Origin of the sequence: Flavobacterium aquidurense, assembly GCF_031458035.1 — a bacterium.
GTDB lineage: Bacteria > Bacteroidota > Bacteroidia > Flavobacteriales > Flavobacteriaceae > Flavobacterium > Flavobacterium aquidurense_C.
The window spans coordinates 32,490-57,220 of record NZ_JAVDXR010000012.1; the positions used below are offsets into that span (position 1 = coordinate 32,490).

13 protein-coding genes are annotated in these 24,731 nt (G+C 36.7%); 7 read left to right on the top strand and 6 right to left on the bottom strand.

Features of this window, described 5'->3' with window-relative positions; all coding sequences use genetic code 11:
- Window positions 1-126: 126 nt before the first annotated feature.
- Both J2X17_RS16880 and J2X17_RS16885 read right to left on the bottom strand, forming a co-directional pair.
- Complete coding sequence (locus tag J2X17_RS16880; protein ID WP_310300604.1) at window positions 127-1,890, bottom strand: TIGR04141 family sporadically distributed protein; 1,764 nt, start codon at window positions 1,888-1,890, stop codon at window positions 127-129.
- 237 nt (window positions 1,891-2,127) lie between these two features.
- The gene (locus J2X17_RS16885; RefSeq protein WP_310300607.1) at window positions 2,128-6,186 is read right to left on the bottom strand and encodes a choice-of-anchor L domain-containing protein; all 4,059 of its coding nucleotides are present in this window, start codon (window positions 6,184-6,186) and stop codon (window positions 2,128-2,130) included.
- Between the two features lie 180 nt (window positions 6,187-6,366).
- Here J2X17_RS16885 and J2X17_RS16890 point away from each other — a divergent pair, with 180 nt between their 5' ends.
- Together J2X17_RS16890 and J2X17_RS16895 are read left to right on the top strand one after the other, a co-directional pair.
- Window positions 6,367-7,299, top strand: a complete 933-nt coding sequence (locus J2X17_RS16890) for a 1-phosphofructokinase family hexose kinase (RefSeq protein ID WP_310300609.1) — start codon at window positions 6,367-6,369, stop codon at window positions 7,297-7,299.
- Window positions 7,300-7,583: 284 nt separating this feature from the next.
- Window positions 7,584-8,063: a DinB family protein gene (locus J2X17_RS16895; RefSeq protein ID WP_310300612.1), complete on the top strand. Its 480-nt coding sequence runs from the start codon at window positions 7,584-7,586 to the stop codon at window positions 8,061-8,063.
- Window positions 8,064-8,299: 236 nt separating this feature from the next.
- Here the strand turns inward: J2X17_RS16895 and J2X17_RS16900 are convergent, their stop codons facing one another.
- The 4 genes from J2X17_RS16900 to J2X17_RS16915 form a co-directional block, all read right to left on the bottom strand.
- Entirely contained in the window at window positions 8,300-9,259 is a 960-nt protein-coding gene (locus tag J2X17_RS16900; RefSeq protein ID WP_310300614.1) for a helix-turn-helix transcriptional regulator, read from the bottom strand.
- A gap of 257 nt (window positions 9,260-9,516) precedes the next feature.
- Window positions 9,517-11,313: a translation elongation factor 4 gene (lepA, locus tag J2X17_RS16905; protein ID WP_310300617.1), complete on the bottom strand. Its 1,797-nt coding sequence runs from the start codon at window positions 11,311-11,313 to the stop codon at window positions 9,517-9,519.
- 165 nt (window positions 11,314-11,478) lie between these two features.
- Window positions 11,479-12,213: an NUDIX hydrolase gene (locus tag J2X17_RS16910; RefSeq protein WP_310300620.1), complete on the bottom strand. Its 735-nt coding sequence runs from the start codon at window positions 12,211-12,213 to the stop codon at window positions 11,479-11,481.
- A complete protein-coding gene (locus J2X17_RS16915) occupies window positions 12,213-12,929 on the bottom strand; it encodes an NUDIX hydrolase (RefSeq protein ID WP_310300623.1) in 717 nt (238 codons plus the stop codon). The genes J2X17_RS16910 and J2X17_RS16915 overlap by 1 nt, the downstream gene beginning before the upstream one ends.
- Window positions 12,930-13,367: 438 nt before the next feature.
- On the opposite strand from J2X17_RS16915, the gene J2X17_RS16920 reads away from it, so the two are divergent.
- The 5 genes from J2X17_RS16920 to J2X17_RS16940 all read left to right on the top strand — a co-directional run bounded on the left by J2X17_RS16920 (window position 13,368) and on the right by J2X17_RS16940 (window position 24,731).
- Window positions 13,368-15,851 carry a glycoside hydrolase family 2 TIM barrel-domain containing protein gene (locus tag J2X17_RS16920; protein ID WP_310300626.1) on the top strand — a complete coding sequence of 828 codons (2,484 nt, stop codon included), beginning with the start codon at window positions 13,368-13,370 and terminating at the stop codon, window positions 15,849-15,851.
- A gap of 120 nt (window positions 15,852-15,971) precedes the next feature.
- Complete coding sequence (locus tag J2X17_RS16925) at window positions 15,972-18,365, top strand: glycoside hydrolase family 31 protein (RefSeq protein ID WP_310300628.1); 2,394 nt, start codon at window positions 15,972-15,974, stop codon at window positions 18,363-18,365.
- A gap of 342 nt (window positions 18,366-18,707) precedes the next feature.
- Complete coding sequence (locus J2X17_RS16930; protein WP_310300631.1) at window positions 18,708-20,705, top strand: glycoside hydrolase family 97 protein; 1,998 nt, start codon at window positions 18,708-18,710, stop codon at window positions 20,703-20,705.
- Between the two features lie 150 nt (window positions 20,706-20,855).
- Complete coding sequence (locus J2X17_RS16935; protein WP_310300634.1) at window positions 20,856-22,457, top strand: GH39 family glycosyl hydrolase; 1,602 nt, start codon at window positions 20,856-20,858, stop codon at window positions 22,455-22,457.
- 39 nt (window positions 22,458-22,496) lie between these two features.
- Entirely contained in the window at window positions 22,497-24,731 is a 2,235-nt protein-coding gene (locus tag J2X17_RS16940) for a glycoside hydrolase family 3 C-terminal domain-containing protein (RefSeq protein WP_310300637.1), read from the top strand.

Here is a 24,731-nt window from a genome sequence, read left to right on the forward strand (position 1 = left end):
TTGGAAATTTCAGTCTTGACTTAAATTAACTATAGTATTTGGATTTTGACAAATCATCCCAAATAAAAGACCAAATTTTCCATGAAGCCAAATGCCCACATTCGTTGTAGTAGGTTTTTATTGCTGTCATTCGCGTTCAATTTGATATGTTAGTAAATTATAATAATTTGTTCTCATATCACTAGAACATTGAATTAATGAAAATCGAGCAATATTTGAAGTGAATTTGTCTAAATTGGATTCAACTTTTACATCTTCTTTTAAATGTGATGTAAAAGCTAAAACGTAACTTATTTTTCTATTGAACAAATTTTTGAATTCTTGAAGAGATAAATTATCAATGTTATGTTGCTTAGCAACTAAACTTGAATAGACTTTGTCTAAAATGGTCTTTTCTTCTGTTCCTAAAGATTCTTTCAGTCTTTTAGCTGAAATAACTACTTGATTTGTTAATTCACGCATATTTGAGCTAAAACCATATTTTACGTGAATTAAATATAGATTTTCATCATCGTATTTTAAAATATCGCAAAGTTCCAAACCATCTGCAATTATGGTATCAATTACAATATAATTAGGTATTCCATTATATTGTAAGTTGTATTTTTTTTCAGTTTTGATTACATTTTTATTCCAATTTAAACTTAAAACATTACTTGGTGTCGAATAGGTTTTTAAAATATGTTCGGTATTAATTTTTAAGTCATTAATGAACGAATCTCTTAATAAATACCATTTAGTATCAATAAGAAATATAGGCTTTCCTTGTATTGGAAACTCTGTAGAAATATGAAATATAAATCCTGAAGAAACAGTGCTTTTTTTTATGTTATTTTGATAACAAGTAACTCTAACACCTTGTAAAAAAACTTTAAAATTAAATGGATCATTATCACCAAACCTTTCTACAGCTCTTTTTAATACTTGATTATATATTTCTGTTCTGTCGCTTACAGTTTTGAAAACACTATAACCTTTTTCTTCATCCTTTTCCTTTAATTTATAATAGTCAGCTTCGTAAAATTTTTCGATGTTGTTTGGATTTGTAAACTCGTGTTCAAATTTATTATGAGGACTTAAATTTTTATTGTCAATATTTCCAATGTCATTATAAATCCTATTCATTAATTCAGGCTTACAGAAGTTGTCTATAAAATCACGATCGGTTATTTCTTGATATGAACTAAGATAATCTGATGGAACTAATTCATTTATTATTGTAAGTTCATTTATTATTTTATGAAGACTTTCGAAATCAACTCCTTTTTTTATTTTGAAAGCTTTACCAACAAAAACTTGTATTCTCTCATTTGGTTTGTTTTTTAGGAAATTAAAATGTAAATCTGAAATTTCTGTACTCAGTTTTAAATGTATTTCTTGTGGAATTTTACCAAACTTAATATAATCTATAATTTTATATTTACCTCTAAATTGTTGATTTTCGCCAACAATAGATCCTGTAATTCCTCTTGATTTAATGGAAGCTAATTCATCGTTTTCAGGTTTCATTATTCGAGCATAAACATTAAGACCAAAAGATTGGTCAATATATGGAAGAATGATTTGATAAGCATTTCCACCAATTATGCAAAATATGTCAAATTCAGTTTCAATGAATAAAATTAAAGACAGCTTTTGTTGTGTAAAATCGTTGGCTTCGGTTAGCTCTGTTGGTAAAAATTCTTGCCAATCGGAAACAAAATCATTTATATTAAATATGTATAAAAAGTAATTTATATTCCCAATTACTGTCTTTTTTAGACTTTCAGGATTGAAATTTGTTATAGCCGAAGTGTTTATTATTTTTTCGATAATAGATTCCGTAGTCTTCAACTTTTTTAAAAGACGATTTCCTTTGTCAATCCTATAAATTTTTGGATTTTGTGTCATAAATTGGTTTTGTTGTTCACGATTTTCCAATGGATAGCCACTAACTTGTCTATATGTATGACAAAATCATACAAAGCAGCCAAATTTTGGGTAATTATGTGTGACAAACGCCGTACTTTATTTAAATCAAATATATAGATAATTCTTTAAAAAGGCTTCTGTTTATGAAGTACTTTTCGTACTAACACACAATGAATTTCGATAGTTTTATTATGATGAACTAATAAAAAGAAACCATCATCGCTTCATGCTAAAATGCGCTTTAAAAACCTGATCAACGCCATTTTGAGTATAAAAAACCTGAAACCAATAATCAGAAGACGGAAGCGGATTTCCGTTGTAATTGCCATCCCAGCCGGGACCGGCAGGACTTAGTCGTTTTAGAAATTTCCCATAACGATCAAAAATATTGATGATTGCGGCAGGCTGAAAAGCAAGATCAGTGATGTTCCAGGTGTCGTGGTAGCCGTCGTTGTTTGGTGTGAAGTATTTTGGGTATTTGAGGACATTGGCAATCAAAATCTGATCGTCGCAATTTCCTTTCAGGTCTTTTACCGTAATAGCATGTTCTCCGGAATCGACATCAGAAAAAACATTGTTGGTTTGAAAATTGCCGTCGTCCAATTGATATTCATAGATTCCGAAACCATTATTCAGGGTCACGATAATGTCGATACTTTCTTCAAAAGAATCACTCACAGTAACGGTCGCAATCGCCGGACTCGACTTCCCGACAATAACCGTAGCCGAATTATAACCACAATCGTTACCAATATTTGGCGTGTTTTTGGTGGCAACAACAGTGTAAGTTCCTTCTTTCGTAGCTGAATAATTTGAGCCTGTACTGACTTTAGCGCCATCCAAAAACCAATCGACCGTATAAATATTCGGATTTAATCCTGAATTCAATTGCGCCGGATTGAGCAATGTTCCTGTCTGGAAATCAACGCAAATCACACCATTATTGATGACTAAATCTTTTAAAGGATATATCGTAATATCAAAATCATCCTGCGAAGCACAAATGGCATTGGTTGCCGCGGGCGCGTAGATGTACATTTTTTGGCTGGTGTTTATTTGTTGTCCGGCCAAATATTGGGTGCCGGTAGCATTTGGACCACTATAATAATTTCCTGTAGGTAAAACGGGTAAAGTGTAGCTTTGACAAATCGCAACGTCGGGCATGCTGACTAACACGGGCGTTGTCGAAATGTTGACTACAAAACTTTTTTCGCTAGAGCAGGTTAATCGGGTTCCGGTAATGACATACACATAAATAGTCTGCGAAGTGGTCAATACCGTTCCGGCTGGAATTACTGCGCCTTTTCCTTTTGGCTGTGTATAATAATTACCGATTTTTAATGGTGGCAGCGTATAACTATCGCAAATGTTGATGTCGCTAAAAGTTCCAACATCGAGTCCGTTGATATTCACTTTAAAGAAAGTTTCATTGCTGCAATTTGTAAAATCAGGCCATTCGTTATAAATGTAAATTGTTTGAGTAGTGTTGATGACCGTTCCTTCTGCAAGCTGAATTCCCAATCCATGCGGACCTCCAGTCGCAGTATAATATTTTCCGGTTTTCAATTTCGGCAGTACAAAATTGGCGCAGGTGACAACATCTGTAAAACTATCAACCGTAGGAAGTGGCCTGATTTCGACCACAAAACTATGTTCGTTAGTACAATCTGTTCCAACAGTAAAAACATAAATTGTTTGTGTTTCTGTAATGATGTCACCAGCTTTTAATGGAATTCCTCCACCATTGGTTTCGGTAAAATAATTGCCATTCACCAAAGGCGGCAATGTATAGCTTCCGCATTCGAGTTTATTGCCGGGAGTATCAACAATCGGTCGCGGTTTAATGGTAATATCGTATTTTAAATTATCAGTGCAATTCGTCGCGGTCGTGGTAGAAGCGTAATAATAAACGGTTTGCGAAGTGGTAATAACCGCTCCGGCCGGAATATTCGCGCCCTGACCACCCGGACTGCTATAATAACCGCCAATTTCAATGGCTGGTAAAGTATAGCTTCCGCATTCGGTAATCGGAATATATTTTGTCGAATTAACAATGTCAATTTTAAAGGCATGTTCACTGGTACATTTGCCATCATTGGCAAAAACATACAGTGTTTGACTCGATGTGATGTTATCTCCAGCATGTAAAGCGATTCCTAAACCTCCGGATATAGTATAATAATTTCCATTTGCCAATGGTGGCAGCGTATACGAATCGCAAGTAACAACGTTCGCTGGAGCATCTGCCAAAGGCAAAGGATAAATAACAAAAGATACGGCTTCGTCACGGCAAACCACCCCATTAACTACCGCATAATAATAAATCGTTTGGTCTGTGGTAAAAATAGTTCCTTCGGGTATAGAATTTCCGCCTCCACCAGGTGCGGTATAAAAACCGCCCACGGGTACTTTAGGAACTCTCCATTTTTCACAGGCTTCTTTTGGAAAATCAATTTCATAAATAAGGGTGAGGTTAAAGTAATTTTCATTGGTACAATTATTAGTCGGTGTAGGCCCGCTAAAAATATAATACACTCCCGTTTTGGTTAAAACATCGCCTGCATTCAATCTCGTTCCTGTTCCATTCGGACCAGTATAATAATTTCCGAAAGTTATTGGCGGCAAAGTATAACTGTTGCATTCAATAACATCCGGAATATCGTCTACCGTTGGAAGCGAATTCACAATAACATTGAAATTCACAGTAGCATAACAAGCCGAAGCCTGGATGTTTTCAATTCGCACCCAGATCATTTTTGGTGATTGATTCAGGCTAATTATATAAGCCGTCGGATCCGGGATTCTATTGGTTCCGGCGCCTGCGTCAATTTGGCTTGTATAGTACGTGATTTTATAATCTGCAGAATTTAACCCGTTTAGTATAGGTGTTTCCTGAACTGTCAAATCAACAGAAACGCTGCCGAAAGTAGTATCACAAAAAGTTAAATCTGGCGGTTTTACGACATTGATAGGTGGGGTTACCAACAAATCAAAGGAAAATAAATTACTGCATAAGGAATTCGAATTGGAAAAATGTATCGCTTTTATGTATATCGTTTGGTTTCCGGCACTGGTGTAAGAATTCAATTGATTGACAGGGATGATTGGCCCATTTGCATTGGCTGCTGCCAAAGAACCAAAATACCAAAGAGAATATTCTGCCGGATTGAGATTTAATGCCGCTACATTATTCTGTGTTAAATCATATTGATATGTTGCAAATCCGCTATAGCAAGCGATGAGGTTTTTTGGAGGTTTAACGGCCAAATTGCTGATCACGACTTCGTCTTTTATGACACAGCCAGAAAGTGTCGCCGTAACGCCGTAAGTTCCTGCTTTGTCAAGTGTCAAAGTGCTGCTATTTTGTCCGGGAATTATGCTACCGTCGAGCGTCCAAACGTAGTTATAATTACCAACAAGTCCAGACTCAAGTATAATTCTTTCACCTTCGCAAATGGACCTGTCCGGACCTAAATCCATCGTCGTCATAAAACTGCCTCCTTTTATAAAAACTGCCGAATCATAACTGCTGTCATTGTAATCGCCAATGGCCAGTTTTATGCTGTAGGTGCGATTCGGAATCACAGTTGACGAAGCCGTTAAGACTTTGGTTTGCCCTCTCATATTAATTGCCGATTCTCCCGGATTAGACACATTATATTGACCAAATAAATTGGCATTGGCAGATAAACAAGAAGAATTATATTGTTGATCCCTAATATTTTTGACAGAAACCGGCGTTGTTGTTCCGGGAAGAACAGCAAGATTTGTGGCAACTCCTGTTGTTAAATCAGTTAAAATAAAAGCAAAAACATCGCTGAAACCGCACTGATATTCTCCGTATTCATTGGAAGCAAAAAGAAAATCAAAACTAAAATTACTCGACAAAGGCGTGAAATCAAACTGAATGTAACTAACATCCGTAATAGGAACAACCTGTCCGTTGCTGTCGCTGATAGCTTGGAGGTCGCTATCGTTAGCGGTGTTTAGTTGGCTGCTTTCGTTGGCGCCGCTGTAGGCTCCTTCAGTAAATTTGGCGTTTCCATTTCGAATAATGATTCCTTCTGAAATAGGGAAATTAGGATCGGTACTTGTGAATTTTCCAATGCCTTCATGCGACGAAAACCTGAAGTTACTTTCATTGGAACAGGCATTCTGCATTAACTCTTCGCGAACCAGTTCAGGTATGCCCAAGGTTGTGTTGTCGACTGTAATTCCCTGAGACAAAGAAATCGTCGAATATAATAATAAAAGTAGAAGTAGAGTGGTTCTCATAATTCTGATTTTATTAGTTGGGTCTTTAAAGGTACGAATGATTTTATTTTTAACAGAATGAATTTCAGTATTTTATAAGTTATTTCTTTTAAATTAATTATTGTGAGCGAACAATTATCGATTCTAATTTTAGTAAATTGCAGGTACAGTTTAGTAGAAAAACATTCTTAAAATAAAAAAATGAATTCACAAGATATTATTACACTCACAGTAAATCCGGCTTTGGACAAAAGCACTCACTTTAAAGGTTTGGTTGCCGAACAAAAAATTCGTTGTTCAGAACCAAGATTTGATGCCGGCGGTGGCGGAATCAATGTTTCTAAAGCCATATCAAGACTAGGAGGAAATTCATTGGCCGTTTTTACGTCCGGTGGACCTTTAGGGAAAATGCTGGAAGAATTGGTAGCCAAAGAATCAATCGGGTTTCAGGCAATTCCAATTCAGACCTGGACACGTGAAAGCTTTGTAGCGGTAGATGAGAACACTAATTCACAATATCGTTTTGGTTTTACAGGAGGAGAAATAACAAAAGAGGAAGAAAAAGCGGTGCTTGATGCCGTGGCCAGTTTAAAACCCAAATTTTTAGTCGCAAGCGGAAGTTTAAACGAAGGTTTATCTTCCGATTTTTATCAGAAAGTTGCCGAAATCGCTAAAACAGCCAATTCAAAATTAATCGTTGATACCTCTGGTGACGCTTTAAAGAAAGTTCTGGAAACGGGGACTTATTTAATTAAACCAAATGTTGGCGAGTTGGCAAAACTTGTTGGAGTGGAGCGTTTGGAAATGGAAGAAGTAAACGAAGCCGCCAAAAAAATAATTTCCAATGGTGGAGCAGAAATTGTAGTAGTTTCACTTGGCCCGCAGGGTGCCGTTTTGGTTACAAAAGATGATTTTGAGTACGTACCCGCGCCTAATGTTGCCAAAAAAAGTACCGTTGGAGCCGGAGACAGCATGGTGGGAGGAATGGTTTGGGCGTTGTCCCAAAACAAAAGCCTCAAAGAAGTGATTCGCTGGGGTGTTGCCTGTGGTTCTGCTGCAACAATGAACGAAGGAACGCAATTGTTTAAATATGAAGATACGAACCGTTTATTTGAATGGTTAAAGAGTAAATAAAGATTGCCAAAAATCTTTTCACACATTTTATCCGTAGAGGCGCACAGCAGTGCGTCTCAGGTTATGTTATCGATTACTATTGTGGTTACATCTGTGTTAAACCTGTCGGGTTTTTTATGTACGGATTACTATTGTGATTACGATGCGGGAGACGCACTGCTGTGCGCCTCTACGTTTGTCAACAGGAAAATAAAAAATAAAATATTTTTATTTTCCTGTTGACAAACTGTTGTCACCAACCCAATTTAATTTTGAAGTATTAAACAAATTAAAACTTTTAAATTATGAAAACACTAGAAGCCCAAGTAATTACTCCTGAAGATTTGTTGAAACACTGGCAAGGTCATCGCGCTTTGACACGCCGCGTAATTGAAGCTTTTCCTGAGAAAGATTTCTTCGAATTTTCAATAGGAGGAATGCGACCTTTTTCTAAATTAGTCGATGAACTTTTGGCTATTGGAGCTCCGGCACTAAAAGGAATTGTAAACAGAGATAGTGCACCTTACACGGAAGGAACTGAAAAATTGATTTTTAAAGCACAATATCTTGAAAAATGGGATGAGGCAACAGCAGAAATCAATGAAAATTGGCAAAAATTGAGCATTGAAGATTTTAATGAAACTTTTAAGCTTTTTGGTCAATATGAATTCCCGATTATCCAGAATATCTTATATTTTGTTGATAATGAAATACATCATCGCGGACAAGGATACGTATATTTAAGAGCCTTAGGAATTGAACCTCCTTTTTTCTGGGAAAGATAAAATTTACGAAACTCTAATTAAAAAACTCCTAAAGATGAAAATTAGAATTTCTCTTTAGGAGTTTTTTATAGTAATCTATTTAAACACATAGAAACATAGGTTTTGTTCTTTTAGAAAAGGCGTTTCACTTTTTTAAAAACACAAAGCTTGCTATGTGAAAGAAATGTATTTCTTTGTTAGGACTTTCTTAAACATCAAAACTATGTTTTCTATGTGTTTAATAATTACCTAACGCTTTATAAAAGTCTTTTTCGATTAATTTCCAGCAATTCCAAAGCACGGACTTTAAGTTTTTCGGGTTCCAAGATGGTGGCGTAATCACCAAACATTAAAAACCAACGCGGAAAACCGTTTTCAATATCACGAGCCATAAAAGTCATTTCTATTTTTCCGTCGATTTCTTTTTCGGAGATATAGCCGTGGTATTTTCGCTCTGTTTCCAGATATCTTGCGATTTTCTTCTCTATTAAAATTCGGACTTTTATTGTCGGAATTGTTTCTGTTTTAGTGAGATAGGTTTCTAAAGAATCATGTTCGATCGTAAAATCACAATCCGTTTTTTGAATTCCCTGAATCCTGTCTGTTCTAAATTGTCGGTAATCTTTTCTCAAATGGCAGTAGCCTAAAAAATACCAATTGTTGTTGTCATGAAAAATACCAACGGGTTCAATATTTCTGTTGCTTGCCTCCTCGGCTTCTATGGTTTTGTACGTTAGGAGAATTTGTTTTTTCTCGGCAATACTTTCAAAAAGAACCGCCAAAGTGTTGGGAGAATTGTCATTAAACATTGGTTCGGCAGTCTGCATGACAACTTTCGATTCAATATTCGAAAGCCAGTCTTTATCTGTGCTTCGTAACACCGATTTTAATTTGAACATCGCCGAAGCATAATGATTTCCAAGAGCCGGATCAGTAAATTTCTGCATTAGTTTTTCGGCGGCAATAAAACTGCTAACCTCTTCGCGCGTAAACATAACGGGAGGCAATCGGTAACCGTCCATCAAAGCATAACCAACTCCAGCCTCACTGTAAATGGGAACTCCGGATGCTTCCAAAGTTCGAATGTCCCGATAAATCGTTCTTAAACTAACTTCAAAACGATTCGCCAATTCCTGCGCTTTTACAATTTTCTTGGATTGTAATTGAATCAGGATTGCCACAATCCGGTCAAAACGTTTTGGAGATTCGTCGAGCATTTTTTTCTTTTGAGGTTCAAAGGTTCAGAGGCTCAAAGATACAAAGGTTTTGAATTTAATTGTGTCCCATTTTAGTATTGAGACGCACAGTTTATCCGTACAGTTTTACGTAGAGGCGCACAGCAGTGCGTCTCCGCAATGTATTTCCATAAAAACAAAAAAACCTGACAATTTTCATCATCAGGTTTTCTCTATATTCTTTAATCTTTAATCTTTCTTCTTTCTTCTTTCTTCTTTCTTCTATCCTCTAAAAAAGACTAGTCATTCAATTTCAATACCGCCATAAAAGCTTCTTGCGGAATCTCAACGTTTCCAACTTGTCTCATACGTTTTTTACCTTTTTTCTGTTTTTCCAGCAATTTACGCTTACGCGAAATATCTCCACCATAACATTTTGCAGTAACGTCTTTACGAAGCGCTTTAATAGTCTCACGAGCAATAATTTTTGCCCCAATTGCTGCCTGAATCGGAATATCAAACTGTTGTCTCGGAATCAATTCGCGTAATTTCTCGGTCATTTTTTTACCGATGTTGTACGCGTTATCTTCGTGAATCAAAGCTGAAAGTGCATCAACCGTTTGTGCATTCAAAAGAACATCCAGTTTTACTAATTTCGAAGTTCTCATTCCGATTGGAGAATAATCAAAAGAAGCATAACCTTTAGAAACTGTTTTTAAACGATCGTAAAAATCGAATACAATTTCCGCCAAAGGCATATCAAAATTCAATTCAACCCTTTCAGTTGTCAAGTACGTTTGATTGGTAATTTGACCACGTTTTTCGATACACAAACTCATTACGTTTCCTACGAAATCAGATTTTGTAATAATGGTTGCTTTAATATATGGTTCTTCAACTCTGTCTAAACGAGATGGTTCAGGTAAGTCAGAAGGATTGTTAACTACGAATGGAGTTTCAGGATCTTTTTTGGTATAAGCCAAGTACGAAACGTTAGGAACTGTAGTAATTACAGTCATATCGAACTCGCGCTCTAAACGCTCCTGAATAATTTCCATGTGAAGCATTCCTAAGAATCCACAACGGAAACCAAATCCTAAAGCCGCAGAACTTTCAGGAGTAAAAACTAACGAAGCATCATTCAATTGCAGTTTTTCCATAGAAGAACGCAAATCTTCATAATCTTCAGTATCAACAGGATAAATTCCAGCGAATACCATTGGTTTTACATCCTCAAAACCAGTAATCATATTAGTAGTTGGCGTTTTTGCATCTGTCAATGTATCACCAACTTTTACTTCTTTCGCTTCTTTAATTCCAGAAATCAAATACCCAACATCTCCGGTAGAAATCACGTTTTTCGGAACCTGATTTAATTTCAATGTTCCTACTTCATCAGCAAAATATTCATTGCCGGTAGCCATGAATTTAATTTTTTGCCCTTTACGAATTTCTCCGTTCATTACTCTAAAGATTACTTCGATTCCACGAAATGGATTATAATGTGAATCAAAAATCAGAGCCTGTAACGGTTCATCAACATTTCCTTTAGGAGCAGGAATTTTTTCGATAATGGCCGCTAAGATATTCTCAACACCAAAACCTGTTTTTCCCGAAGCATGAATAATATCTTCTAATTTACATCCTAATAAATCAATAATATCATCACTAACTTCTTCAGGGTTAGCACTTGGTAAATCAACTTTATTCAAAACCGGAATAATTTCCAGGTCATTCTCTAAAGCCAAATATAAGTTTGAAATCGTTTGTGCCTGAATACTTTGTGCAGCATCAACAATCAAAAGCGCACCTTCACAGGCCGCAATAGATCGTGAAACTTCGTATGAAAAGTCAACGTGACCGGGAGTATCAATTAAATTTAAAATATATTCCTCGCCTTTATAAGTGTATTCCATTTGAATGGCGTGACTTTTAATGGTGATTCCACGCTCGCGCTCCAGGTCCATGTTGTCAAGCAATTGTGCTTTTTCTTCACGAGCTGTAACGGTTTGTGTAGCGCCTAATAATCGGTCTGCCAGTGTACTTTTACCGTGGTCAATGTGTGCAATAATGCAAAAGTTACGTATCTTCTTCATTGTTATTATGTCAATTCTCTTATGCGAGTTTTAGTAATTTTCGGGTATAAATTTGCCCTTCGGCAGATGCCTTAGAGCATGATATTAAGGCGCAAAGATAGCGCAAAGTTTTGGATTCTGGAATGTAGTTGTCTGATTGTTGGATTCTCAAATTCAAAACCTACTCTAAAATTCAAAATTAAATCCTTTTTCGGTCAGTTTCTTGTAAATAGCAGCATCAAATTTGTACAATTTGGCCGCTCTGTGCGAAACGTCTTTTTGTTTTTCATCTAATTCAACCAGCAATTTCATGTGGAGAATTTTTCTTCGGAAATTTGATTTGTCCAATTCAATTCCCAATATTTCTTCGTACAAATGCATGAGCTGCAATAAAGTGAATTTTTCTGGCAAAAGATTAAAACCGATCGGCGCCTGACGTACTCTGTTACGAAGTTGCATTAAGCTAAATTCCAGTATTTCATTATGGTCAAAAATCAAATTCGGAATGTCCTCAATTTTGTACCATTTCGCTTCTTTCAAGGTGAAACCTGCTTTAATATTGTAATCTTCGCGGTTTACCAAAGTATAATAACCAATCGTTATTACTCGTTTATCACTCACGCGATCCGGATCTGTAAATGCTTTTAACTGCTCCAGATAAATGTTGTCCAGACTTGTGAGTTCGTATAAAATTCGCTGAGCAGCTTCATCAGTGCTTTCGTCCCTTTTTAGATAGCCGCCAAGAAGTCCCCATTTTCCTTCACTTTCTCCTTCGGCATGCTGCACTAAAAGCACTTCAAGGTTTTTTTTATCGAAAGAAAAAATAACGCAGTCAATAGTGATGCCGTCGACAGCATTTTTATTGTTTTCTGCCGACCCGTGCTCTATTTTGATGCTGCTTTTTGAAGATCTGTGGTTCATTAAAATTCGAAATTAAATCCTTTTTCAGTTAGTTTTTTATAAATGGCAGGATCAAATTTGTACAATTGTGCCGCCCGATGCGATACATCCTGCTGTTTTTCATCCAATGCCACCAGTAATTTCATGTGCAGAATTTTTCGTCTGAAATTCGATTTGTCCATTTCAACTCCTAAAATTTCTTCATACAAATGCATCAATTGCAGTAAAGTGAATTTTTCAGGCAAAAGATTAAATCCAATGGGTGCCTGCCGAACTCTGTTTCGAAGCTGTTTCAGACTATACGCCAGAATTTCGTTATGGTCGTAAATTAAATCCGGAATTGCATTTATTTTGTACCATTTGGCATCAGAAGCTGTAAAACCTGCCTTAATATTGTAATCTTCCTTTTTTACCAGTGCATAATACCCAATCGTAATCACGCGTCGAAGCGGAAAACGATTTGGATCTCCGAAAGCTTTTAACTGCTCCAAATAAATATTGTCAAGACCTGTCAGCTCATTCAATAAGCGATGCGCGGCGTCGTCTGTACTTTCTTTTTTGAAAATCCATCCTCCCGGAAGACCCCATTTTCCTTTACTGATTCCTTCTCCGTGCTGTATTAAAAGCACTTCCAGACTTCCTTTATCAAAACCAAAAATGACGCAGTCAATCGTGATGGCATTCATCGCATTTTGTTCATTTTTTTCAACCGGGCCGTCATCTGCTTTACTATTCATGGATGAAATAAATTTTGACAAATTAAATAAATTAAGTGCATAACTATCGTTTAGGATTCTGTATTATTTTTTAAAAAGAACAAAAAGCTAATAATCAGCAATTTGAAATTGATAGAAAAATAAGGTTCAAAATGAAAATTCTTTAAATATTTGATTATCAAAATGATAGTTTGTTTATTTTTAGGTAATTTTTATTCTGATTTACTGTAAATACTTATTAGATTGATAAAATTACCACTGGATAAATCAGAATAGGTAAAAAATACCCTTAATATTTTGCTAATATAGAAAAAAAGTTTTACACTTGTAGTCAAACTTACCATAAGTTGAAAATAAGTTTCAGAACAACCATTTAAGAGTTTGAATGAAACAGGTTTTAATGGAATAAGAATCTGTAAATAAGCAAACTAATTCGGATTATTTAAAATTTATAATACTATGTTTCAGCCATCTTCATTAAAAAAAATAGGATTACTCTTTGTTTGCTTTCTTCTGTTGACGGCATGCAAGAATTCAAATGATGAAAAATTTAGTAACCGTAAAGTTTCTTTTAATTCGGATTGGAGTTTTCACTTAAATGATAGTTTAGCAGATAAAGACACCATCGGAACTGCAACGAAATGGCAAACTTTAAACGTTCCTCATGACTGGAGTATCGAAGGTAAATTTGACGAAAAAAGTCCGGCCGGATATGGCGGAGGATCACTTAACGGAGGTTTGGGCTGGTATAAAAAAATATTTAAAGTGGCTGCTGAAGACAGTACAAAAATAACTTCAATCACTTTTGACGGCGTTTACAGAAACAGCGAAGTGTGGGTAAACGGTCATTATTTAGGAAAACGTCCAAACGGATATATTGGTTTTCAATATCAAATTTCGAAGTTTTTGAATTATGGAGACAAAGAAAATGAGATAATTGTAAAGGTTGACAACTCAAAACAACCCAATTCGCGTTGGTATTCCGGCTCAGGAATTTTCAGAAATGTCTGGATTGAAACCACAGATAAACTTCATGTAGCGCAATGGGGAACGTACATAACCACTCCAAAAGTTACGGCTCAAAAAGCTTCACTACAAATTGAAACTACGATTCAGAATCAAAATTCGGCTTCAAAAAAAGCAACTATAACTACCACGATTTTTCAGGAAGGTACCAAAGTAACATCGGTTACTCAAAATATTACAATTGCAGTAAACGCAAATCAAACGATTAAACAAGCAGCCGATATTGAAACACCAATTTTGTGGTCAGTTGAAAAACCAGAATTGTACACTGCAGTTACCGAGATTTCGGTTGATGACCAAGTTGTAGATCAATACAAAACCAATTTTGGAATCAGGGATTTTAAATTCGATTTGAACAAAGGATTTCTTTTAAACGGAAAACAAGTTAAAATCAAAGGCGTTTGCATGCACCATGATTTAGGGCCGTTAGGTTCTGCGATCAATACCCGCGCCATCGAACGCCAATTGGAAATTCTGAAAGGAATGGGTGTGAACGGAATCAGAACTTCACATAATCCGCCTGCTCCGGAGCTTTTAGAACTTTGCGATAAAATGGGTTTCATTGTCATGGATGAAGCTTTTGATATGTGGAAACAAAGCAAAACCAAATATGATTACGGAAATGATTGGGATAAATGGCATAAAAAAGATTTAATCGATCAATTGCTTCGTGACCGAAATCATCCAAGTATTTTTGTTTGGAGTATCGGAAATGAAATTCCACAACAGTGGGACGAAAGCGGTGTAACAATCGCCAAAGAATTATCAGCAATCGTTCGTCAATACGATAAAACCAGACCGATTACTGCCGCTATGAATCCGCCGGTAAATATGAATCTTGAAGGAATCAATTTGCAGTTTGATAAAGCAAAAGTTGATTATAATCCAATGGCGGCTTCTGGAGTTTTAGATCTTATCGGATACAATTATGCGCATCAAACGTATGAATATCATCAGAAAAATTTCCCAAATAAACCTTTCATTGCTACAGAAACGACTTCGGCATTAGAAACGCGTGGTTATTATGACGCCAATTCTGATTCGATTAAAAAATGGCCGGTACGTTGGGATTTAAAATTTACACAAGGAAATCCTGGGAACACCGTTTCGGCTTACGATCAGGTACAGGCGCCTTGGGGTTCTACGCATGAAGCGACTTGGAAAGTGATTAAAAAACACGATTTCCTTTCGGGAATGTACATCTGGACCGGTTTTGATTATATCGGAGAACCAACGCCTTACGAATGGCCTTCGGTTAGTTCGTATTTCGGAATTGTAGATTTGGCCGGCTTCCCAAAAGATGTTTATTATATGTACCAAAGCGAATGGACAGATAAAACTGTGCTGCACATTTTTCCGCATTGGAACTGGAAAGCAGGACAAACTGTTGATGTTTGGGCCTACTACAATAATGCCGATGAGGTGGAATTATTCCTAAACGGAAAATCAGTTGGAATAAGAAGCAAAAAAGAAGGCGATTTGCATGTAATGTGGAGAGTTCCCTTTCAGCCGGGAACTTTAAAAGCTATTTCCCGTAAAAATGGAAAAACAGTTTTGGAAACCGAAATCAAAACAGCCGGAAATCCATCGAGTTTAAAATTAACAGCAGACAGAGAAACTATTAAAGCCGATGGAAATGATTTGTCATTTGTAACGGTTGATATTTTAGACGAAAAAGGAGTTTTGGCTCCAAAAGCAAATAACGAAATCAGTTTTTCATTAAAAGGAAACGGAAAAATTGTAGGGGTTTGCAGCGGAGATCCGGTAAGTCACGAACCGTACAAAGGTTCAAAACATACAGCATTAAACGGAAAATGCCTTGTAGTTGTTCAGTCTGAAAATAAAACCGGAAGATTGGAATTAACCGCCAATGCAAAAGGATTGAAAAAATCAACAATCGTCATTACAGCAGAATAATAAATTAACATTCCTGCAAGGTTTTCAAAACCTTGTAGGTATAAATAACATTTCAAAAAGCCAACATCAAACCTACAAGGTTTTGAAAACCTCGCAGGTTAACTAACAATAAATTAACCAATGAAAAAATTACAAATAGCTTCTTTATCTCTATTCCTGGGATTGTTATTGACGCCAAAAGCTTCGGCACAAATTCAGAACGCCGATGTTTTGAATGCTCCGATCGACATTAGCAAAGATTTTCAGAATTACCTGAACACGTTTTATTTTGCCGATGAATTAACAGGTTTTGATCCTGCAACCGGAAAAGGGACTATAAAATATTTGAGATACAACTACAAAACACGTCAGGCTTTCAACAATATGATGATGAAACCTGATGCCGAGAAAGCAAACGAATTTCCAACAACAGAATACGAAGCTTCGCCGGAATTGCCTTTCCAGATTCAGTTTATCTCCGATCGAACGATCCGAATCAAAACGACTTCAGGACCGCAATTTCATCCGGAAAAAGAATCTTTAATGCTGATTAACGGCGTTGCGCCAAATCATCCTGAATTGTGGAAATATTCTAAAATTGAAGGAGGTCATAAATACACCAGCAAACATGGAGTTGTGGAGATTTTATCTAAACCATGGCATGTGAAAATCTATGATGAAACCGGAAAATTATTAACCAGTACACTTCACGATACTGATTTCAAAAATACCTATACGCCAACGCTTCCGTTCTCATACGTGCGCAGAAATAGTGATTATTCAAGAAGTATGGGCGCTGCTTTCAGCTTAGAACCGGATGAGAAAATATTTGGCTGTGGAGAATCTTTCACGCAATTCAATAAACGTGGACAAAAAGTGGTTTTATGGGCTGATGATGCTAACGGAATTCAGAACGAAACGATGTACAAACCGGTTCCGTTTTATATGAGCAGCCGCGGTTACGGAGTTTTTATGCATCATTCGACTCCAATTACGGTTGATTTTGGAAGGTATTTTGGAAGTGCCAACGAAATGTACATTGGCGATGATGAAGCCGATTTATTCTTTTTCATCGGAGAACCAAAAGATATTTTAGATCAATACACAGATTTAACCGGAAAAGCTGCCATGCCGCCGCTTTGGTCGTTTGGTTTCTGGATGAGCCGAATCACTTATTTCTCTGAAAGAGAAGGCCGTGATGTTGCCAAAGATTTACGTAAATATAAAATTCCGACAGATGTAATTCACTTTGATACAGGCTGGTTTGATGTTGATTGGAGAAATAATTACGAGTTTTCAAAAGACCGTTTTCCGGACGCTCAAAAGATGATGTCTGATTTAAAAGACGATGGTTTTCATGTTTGTTTGTGGCAATTGCCTTATTTCTCTCCAAAAAACACGTTGTTCAACGAAATCATGGATAAAAATTTGGCGGTAAGAGACCGCAAAGGAAATCTTCCGTATGAAGATGCTGTTTTAGATTTCTCAAACCCGGAAACAGTTACCTGGTATCAGGCGAAACTGAAACGTTTATTCGATCAGGGGGTTTCGGTTTTCAAAGTGGATTTTGGAGAAGCTGCTCCGCCTGACGGAATTTATCATTCGGGAAGAACAGGTTTCTACGAGCACAATTTATATCCGTTAAGATACAATAAGGCTGTCGCCGAAATTACACAGAAAGAAAAAGGATATACCTTAATCTGGGCCAGAAGTACGTGGGCAGGATCTCAGCGTTATCCTTTACATTGGGGTGGTGATGCCGAAACGACAAACGGTGCAATGTCGGCCGAATTAAGAGGCGGTCTTTCATTAGGATTAAGCGGTTTCAGTTTTTGGAGCCATGACGTGGGTGGATTTGCAACGAAATCTCCGGAGAATTTATACAGAAGATGGGCGCCTTTCGGAATGTTCACTTCGCATGTAAGAAGCCACGGCGAGCCTCCGCGCGAACCTTGGTTATACAGCAAGGATTTCTTGGCAGGATTTAGAAAAGCCGATAATATGCGTTACGAATTAATGCCATACATCTACGCTCAGGCGAAAGAAAGTTCGCAAAAAGGATTGCCAATGATGCGCGCTTTGTTTGTTGAATTTCCAAATGATCCGGGAGCATGGTTAGTGGATAATGAATATTTATTTGGTTCAAGTATTCTGGTAGCCCCGCTTTTTGAAGAAGTGACAGAACGTGATGTTTATCTTCCGGAAGGAACATGGATTGACTATCAAACTAAAAAAGTATACCAGTCTGGCTGGCATAAAATCAAAGCGGGCGAAGTACCGATTGTGGTTTTGGTAAAAGACGGAACTGCGTTGCCTCATATCGCTTTGGCACAATCAACCAAAGATATGGATTGGAGTAAATTAACGTTAAAAGTGTATGCAAGCGATGCCACAACTTCGGCGAAAGCCAAAGTATTTTTACCAGATGGCGATGCTGTTCAGGAAATTACAGTTACTAAAAAAGGAAACAATTTTGAAGTTGCTCCAAATGCATTAAACGGAAAAACCACTTTTAAAACAGAGTGGGTTAAATAAGATGTTGCAAATCGCGAACAATTAAAAATTTAGAATTAAAAATTAAAAATTTGTTGAATTGCGTGAAAGAAAAAATTAAACACATAGAAACATAGATTTTGTGAACTTCAAAAAGTAAACAAAAAAAGCTTGCTTTTCACACATTGTCCCGATCCCGAAACTTCGGGACGGGATGTTTTAATGCAAGTGAAACGCCCATTTAAGTTTACAAAATCTATGTTTCTATGTGTTAGAAAAAATTACACACAGAGCATAAAAAACAAGTTTGTTTGAGTTTAGTTTTAAATCGGATGGGATTTTGAATTTCATCCGATTTATAAAAATGAATTAAGAAAAAATACCATGAAAAAAAACCTGATTCTTCCCGCTTTATTACTTTCAGTTACGATTGGATACAGTCAGAAAAATGCCTACGAACTGGCTTCGCCAAACGGGCAGAATAAAATTAAATTCGAGCTGGTAAAAAATGCTCCTAAATATGCTGTGTCACACGGAAAAACCGAAGTGATTACGCCATCAGATATGGGATTTGTACTAAAAAATAATGAGAATTTAAGTACTGATTTTGAAATCAAAAATGTAAAACAATCTTCTTTTGATGAAACCTGGGAACAGGTTTGGGGAGAAAAGAAAAAAATTAGAAATCACTACAACCAATTGTCCGTTGAATTACAGCAAAAAAGCGGAAACAAACGCAAATTGGAGATTCAGTTTCGCGCGTTTGATGACGGAGTTGCGTTTCGATATGTGTATCCAAAGCAAAATGTAAAAGACAGTATTTTCATTATGGATGAAAAAACGACTTTTAACTTAAAAGAAGATGGAAAAGCGTGGTGGATTCCGGCAAACAGAGAAAATCGTGACGAATATCTTTTTAAAGATGCGCCGGTAAGCAAGCTTGATACTGTTTTGACGCCTTTAACGATCGAAAGCAAAAACGGATTAGCATTAAGTTTTCATGAAGCAAATTTGGTCGATTTTGCAAGTATGACTTTGGTCAATACAACGGGAACACAACTGAAATCTGATTTGGTGCCGTGGTCCGATGGCGTAAAAGTTCGTGTAAAAGATAGTTTTACTTCTTCATGGAGAACACTTCAAATTGGAGAAAAACCGGCGGATTTAATTACTTCTTATTTGATTTTAAATCTGAACGAACCAAATAAATTAAAAAACACAAGCTACTTCAAACCTTATAAATATTTCGGAATCTGGTGGGGAATGCACATTGGGAAATATACTTTTTGGGAAAGCGACAAACAAGGTGCCACAACAAAACATGCCGAAGAATATATTGATTTTACAGCCAAAGAAGGATTTCATCATTTATTAATTGAAGGCTGGAATAAAGGCTGGACGCCGGCTTGGTATGAAAATCACATGCACATGTTTAGTTTTACCAAAAGCGCTGATAATTTCGATCTTGAAAAAGTGGTAGCTTATGGAAAAGCAAAAAATGTGGAACTTATGGGTTATCATGAAACAGGTTCAAACCTGATCAATTACTTAAAAGAAGTTGATGAAGGTTTTGCTTTGTACAAAAAACTCGGAATTCATACGGTTAAAATTGGTCATGTAGGCTCAAAATTGAACATGAAAGAAAATCACTTCGGACAATTTGGTGTGAATTATTTCAGATACATTCTCGAAAAAGCAGCGCAATATGATTTGGCAGTTTTGTATCACGAATCGATAAAAGATACCGGAGAACGCCGTACCTATCCAAACATGATTTCGAGAGAAGCAGCAAGAGGACAGGAATACAACGCCTGGAGTGAAGGAAATCCGCCAAACCACTTGACAATTATTCCTTTTACCAGACTGCTTTCCGGTCCAATGGATTTTACGCCGGGAATTTTTGATGTTGAGGTAAAACAAGGGTATCCTGGAAAAAGAGTTCATGGAACAACAGCGCAGCAATTGGCTTTGTATGTAACCATTTATGCTCCAATTCAGATGATGGCCGACCTTCCTGAAAATTACGAAGGAAAACCAGCATTGCAATTCTTAAAAGATGTTCCGACAGATTGGGAAGATACCAAAGTTTTGGAAGGAAAAATTGGAGAATACATTACAACAGCCCGTAAAGACAGAAATAGCAATGATTGGTATTTAGGAACTATTACCAATGAAAAAGCAAGAGACGTAAATGTTTCTTTATCATTCTTAGATAAAAATGCAACTTACGAAGCTCAGATTTATGCTGACGCGGAAGGAACAGACGAAACTCATAATCCGGAATCGGTAGCGATTTCTAAGAAAACCGTTAAAGCTTCAGATGTATTAAAATTGCATTTAGGCGGTGCAGGCGGAACAGCGATTAGATTCAAAAAAATATAGTTAAATATCCTAACAGGTTTCCAAAACCTGTTAGGTATCTGATTAGATATTAAAACTTGGAATATTGGATCGGATCATCATACCTAACAGGTTTCTAAAACCTGTTAGGATAAACATTACATCTTTAATTCAAACCAAATTAAATTTTATATGAAAAGAATTTTAATAACATTCCTGATTTTCATCAATCTAATCAACATTAATTTGTTTGGACAGAATTCAAATGCGGTAAAATCTGAAGAACGAATCATAAAAATCGATTATAACAAAACTGCCGGTCCCGAAGGTTCGGGATTAAACAACATGTTCAAAGAATGCATAGGTGCCGGAAGAGCGAATGAAGGTTTACGCGCCGATTGGCAGCAGCAACTGGCAATGACCAAAAAAGAATGTGATTTTAAATTCATCAGAATGCACGGTTTATTGTCTGATGATATGGGCGTTTACAGAGAAGATTCAAAAGGAAATCCGCAATACAATTACCAATATATTGATGTTTTGTACGATTTTATATTGAGCATTAAAATGAAACCATTCGTTGAATTAGGATTTATGCCATCGGCTTTAGCCAGTGGAAAAGAAACGATTTTCTGGTGGAAAGGAAATGTTACTCCTCCAAAAGATTATAAAAAATGGGAAGATTTAATTCAGAATTTAACGCAGCATTTTACAGAGCGTTATGGTGCTGAAGAAGTAAAAACATGGTATTTTGAGGTTTGGAACGAGCCTAATTTAACCCCAGGTTTCTGGACGGGAACTCAGGCAGAATATTTCAAATTATATGAATATGCAGCGCGCGGAATAAAAAGCGTAAATCCAGCTTATAAAGTTGGTGGCCCGGCAACCGCCGGCTCGGGTTGGGTTCCTGAAACAATTGATTTTTGTGCTAAAAATAATGTTCCGTTAGATTTTGTTTCCACACATACTTACGGAGTAAAACAAGGTTTTTTGGACGAATTTGGAACTACGGGAACTATTTTGAATAAAGACGAATGGAGTGTAAGTGGTGAGATCATAAATACCCGCAAACAGATTTCAAATTCGGCTAAGCCAAAACTCGAATTGCATTATACAGAATGGAGCAGCTCATATACTCCTGCAGATCCAATCCATGACAGTTATCATTCGGCTGCTTATATTCTTCAAAAAATAAAACAGGTTGGCAATGCTGCGAACTCAATGTCGTATTGGGTTTTTACGGATATTTTTGAAGAACCAGGTCCAAGATTCACACCTTTTCACGGTGGTTTCGGATTATTAAATACGCAGGGAATTAAAAAACCAGCCTATTTCTCTTATTATTTCATGAATAAATTGGGAGAAACCGAACTTCAAAATAAAGATGCTTTGTCGTGGGCGACTAAAAACTCAAAAGGAGATGTTCAGGTTTTGTTTTGGGATTTTACCAATACACATCCCGGAGATTCAGTTAATAATCAGGCATATTATATTCAGGACTTACCGTCTAAACCTAAAGGAAGTGTGAAAATTGAAGTAGAAGGTCTTCAAAAAGGAAAATACAATTTAGAAATTTACAAAGTTGGCTATAAAGTGAATGATGCTTACGCCGATTATTTGGCTTTGGGTAAACCAAGTCAGCTCACGCGAGAACAAGTAAATGCAATCAAACAAAAAAATAATGGTGCTGTCATAGCCACCGAAAAAGTAACGATTGATTCAAAAGGAACTTACAGTAGGGACTTTAAGATAAATGAAAACGATGTTGTCCTGTTTAATTTCGTAAAACAATAAGCTATTAAAAAACCACAAAAAACTAATAACTATCAAACCATGAAAAACAAAATCATATCTCTCTCGGCAGCATTTGCTTTTGTAGTATTTACTTCTTGTAAAAACGAAACAAAAAGCGAAGGTTCAGATTTAGCTCAGACAGAGCATCAGAGCAAAGCATTAGGTTCAGAATTCGACTCTGAAATTAATAAACTTGTTGCTCAGATGACACTTGAGGAAAAAATCGGAATGTTACACGGTACAAGTATGTTTAGTACAGGCGCTGTAAAACGTTTAGGAATTCCAGAACTAAAAATGGCTGATGGACCTTTGGGTGTTCGTGAAGAAATTTCGCGTGACAACTGGGCTCCGGCGGGTCGTACAGACGATTTTGCAACTTATTACCCTGCTGGTGGTGGACTTGCTGCAACGTGGAATGGAGATATGGCGTATACATTCGGGAATAGTTTAGGACAGGAAATGCGTGCCAGAGATAAAGATATGCTGCTTTCGCCGGCAATCAATATCGTTCGATCACCACTTGGCGGAAGAACGTATGAGTACATGAGTGAAGATCCGTTTTTGAACAAAAAAATTGCAGTTCCGTTAATTGTAGGTTTGCAGGATAATGATGTGATGGCGTGTGTGAAGCATTTCGCGGCTAATAATCAGGAAACAAACCGTGATTTTGTTGATGTTCAAATTGACGAACGTACACTTCGTGAAATCTACCTTCCAGCATTCGAAGCGGCTGTAAAAGAAGGTCACGCTTACAGTGTAATGGGAGCGTACAATAAATTTAGAGGAGAATATTTATGTGAAAACGATTATATGCTGAATAAAATTCTTCGTGACGAATGGGGATTTAAAGGCGTTGTAGTTTCAGATTGGGCTGCGGTACATTCAACGGTAAAATCGTTAAAAAGCGGATTGGATATTGAAATGGGAACGCCAAAACCATTCAATGAATTTTTCCTTGCCGACAAATTAACTGCCGCAGTTAAGAATAAAGAGATTTCAGAAGCAGAAATCGACATCCACGTTAAAAGAATATTGCACGTTTTATTTCAGGTAAAAGCAATGGGCGGTAAAGATCGTGCAAAAGGAAGTATTGCAACCGAAGCACATTATCAGGACGCTTACAAAATAGCTTCTGAAGCCATAGTTTTATTGAAAAACGACAACAATGCATTGCCTTTAAAATTGGACGGAGTTAAATCGATTGCTGTAATTGGAAACAATGCAACAAAGAAAAATGCTTTGCGCGGATTTGGAGCCGGAGTAAAAACGAAAAGAGAAATTACGCCTTTAGAAGGTTTACAAAACAGGCTGCCTTCATCAATCAAAATAAATTATGCCGAAGGATATTTGGAGCGTTATGAAGAGAAAAACAAAGGGAACTTAGGAAATGTTGTAGCAACAGGTCCAATAACTATTGACAAATTAGATCCTGCAAAAGTATTAGAAGCCGTTGAAGCAGCTAAAAAGTCTGATGTTGCGATCATTTTTGCAGGTTCGAACCGCGATTATGAAACAGAAGCTTCAGATCGTCAGAGTTTAAAATTACCTTTCGGTCAAGAAGAATTAATTCAGAAAGTATTGGCGGTTAACCCAAGAACAATTGTAGTTATGATTGCCGGAGCGCCTCTTGATATCGATGCGGTAAGTAAAAAAACTTCTGCTTTGGTTTGGAGCTGGTTCAATGGTTCTGAAGGTGGAAATGCTTTGGCTGATGTCTTGTTAGGAAAAGTAAATCCGTCAGGAAAATTACCTTGGACAATGCCTAAAAAACTAATGGATTCTCCAGCACATGCCACAAACAGTTTCCCAGGCGGAAAAGAAGTGAAATACGCAGAAGGAATTTTGGTAGGATACCGCTGGTTTGACACCAAAAATATCGATCCATTATATCCATTCGGATTCGGATTGTCATACACGACTTTTGCTTTCGATAATGCAAAAAGCGATAAAACATCTTACGGACCTTCTGAAACAATTTCAGTTTCTGTAGACGTTAAAAATACTGGAAAAACAGACGGAAAAGAGGTTGTTCAATTGTACGCATCTAAATCGGATTCAAAAATTTCACGTGCTTCAAAAGAATTAAAAGGATTCAAAAAAGTATTGGTAAAAGCAGGAGATCTAAATACAGTAACGATTGAAGTTCCGGTAAAAGAATTGGCTTATTATGATGTTGCAACCAAAAAATGGACGGTAGAACCAGGAAAATATACTTTGAAACTTGGAAATTCTTCAAGAGATATCAAAAAAGAAATCACGGTAACAATTCAATAA

Coding starts and splice junctions, on each gene's coding strand:
- J2X17_RS16880 (WP_310300604.1), bottom strand. CDS start 1,890: ATGACACAAAATCCAAAAATTTATAGGATTGACAAAGGAAATCGTCTT.
- J2X17_RS16885 (WP_310300607.1), bottom strand. CDS start 6,186: ATGAGAACCACTCTACTTCTACTTTTATTATTATATTCGACGATTTCT.
- J2X17_RS16890 (WP_310300609.1), top strand. CDS start 6,367: ATGAATTCACAAGATATTATTACACTCACAGTAAATCCGGCTTTGGAC.
- J2X17_RS16895 (WP_310300612.1), top strand. CDS start 7,584: ATGAAAACACTAGAAGCCCAAGTAATTACTCCTGAAGATTTGTTGAAA.
- J2X17_RS16900 (WP_310300614.1), bottom strand. CDS start 9,259: ATGCTCGACGAATCTCCAAAACGTTTTGACCGGATTGTGGCAATCCTG.
- lepA (WP_310300617.1), bottom strand. CDS start 11,313: ATGAAGAAGATACGTAACTTTTGCATTATTGCACACATTGACCACGGT.
- J2X17_RS16910 (WP_310300620.1), bottom strand. CDS start 12,213: ATGAACCACAGATCTTCAAAAAGCAGCATCAAAATAGAGCACGGGTCG.
- J2X17_RS16915 (WP_310300623.1), bottom strand. CDS start 12,929: ATGAATAGTAAAGCAGATGACGGCCCGGTTGAAAAAAATGAACAAAAT.
- J2X17_RS16920 (WP_310300626.1), top strand. CDS start 13,368: ATGTTTCAGCCATCTTCATTAAAAAAAATAGGATTACTCTTTGTTTGC.
- J2X17_RS16925 (WP_310300628.1), top strand. CDS start 15,972: ATGAAAAAATTACAAATAGCTTCTTTATCTCTATTCCTGGGATTGTTA.
- J2X17_RS16930 (WP_310300631.1), top strand. CDS start 18,708: ATGAAAAAAAACCTGATTCTTCCCGCTTTATTACTTTCAGTTACGATT.
- J2X17_RS16935 (WP_310300634.1), top strand. CDS start 20,856: ATGAAAAGAATTTTAATAACATTCCTGATTTTCATCAATCTAATCAAC.
- J2X17_RS16940 (WP_310300637.1), top strand. CDS start 22,497: ATGAAAAACAAAATCATATCTCTCTCGGCAGCATTTGCTTTTGTAGTA.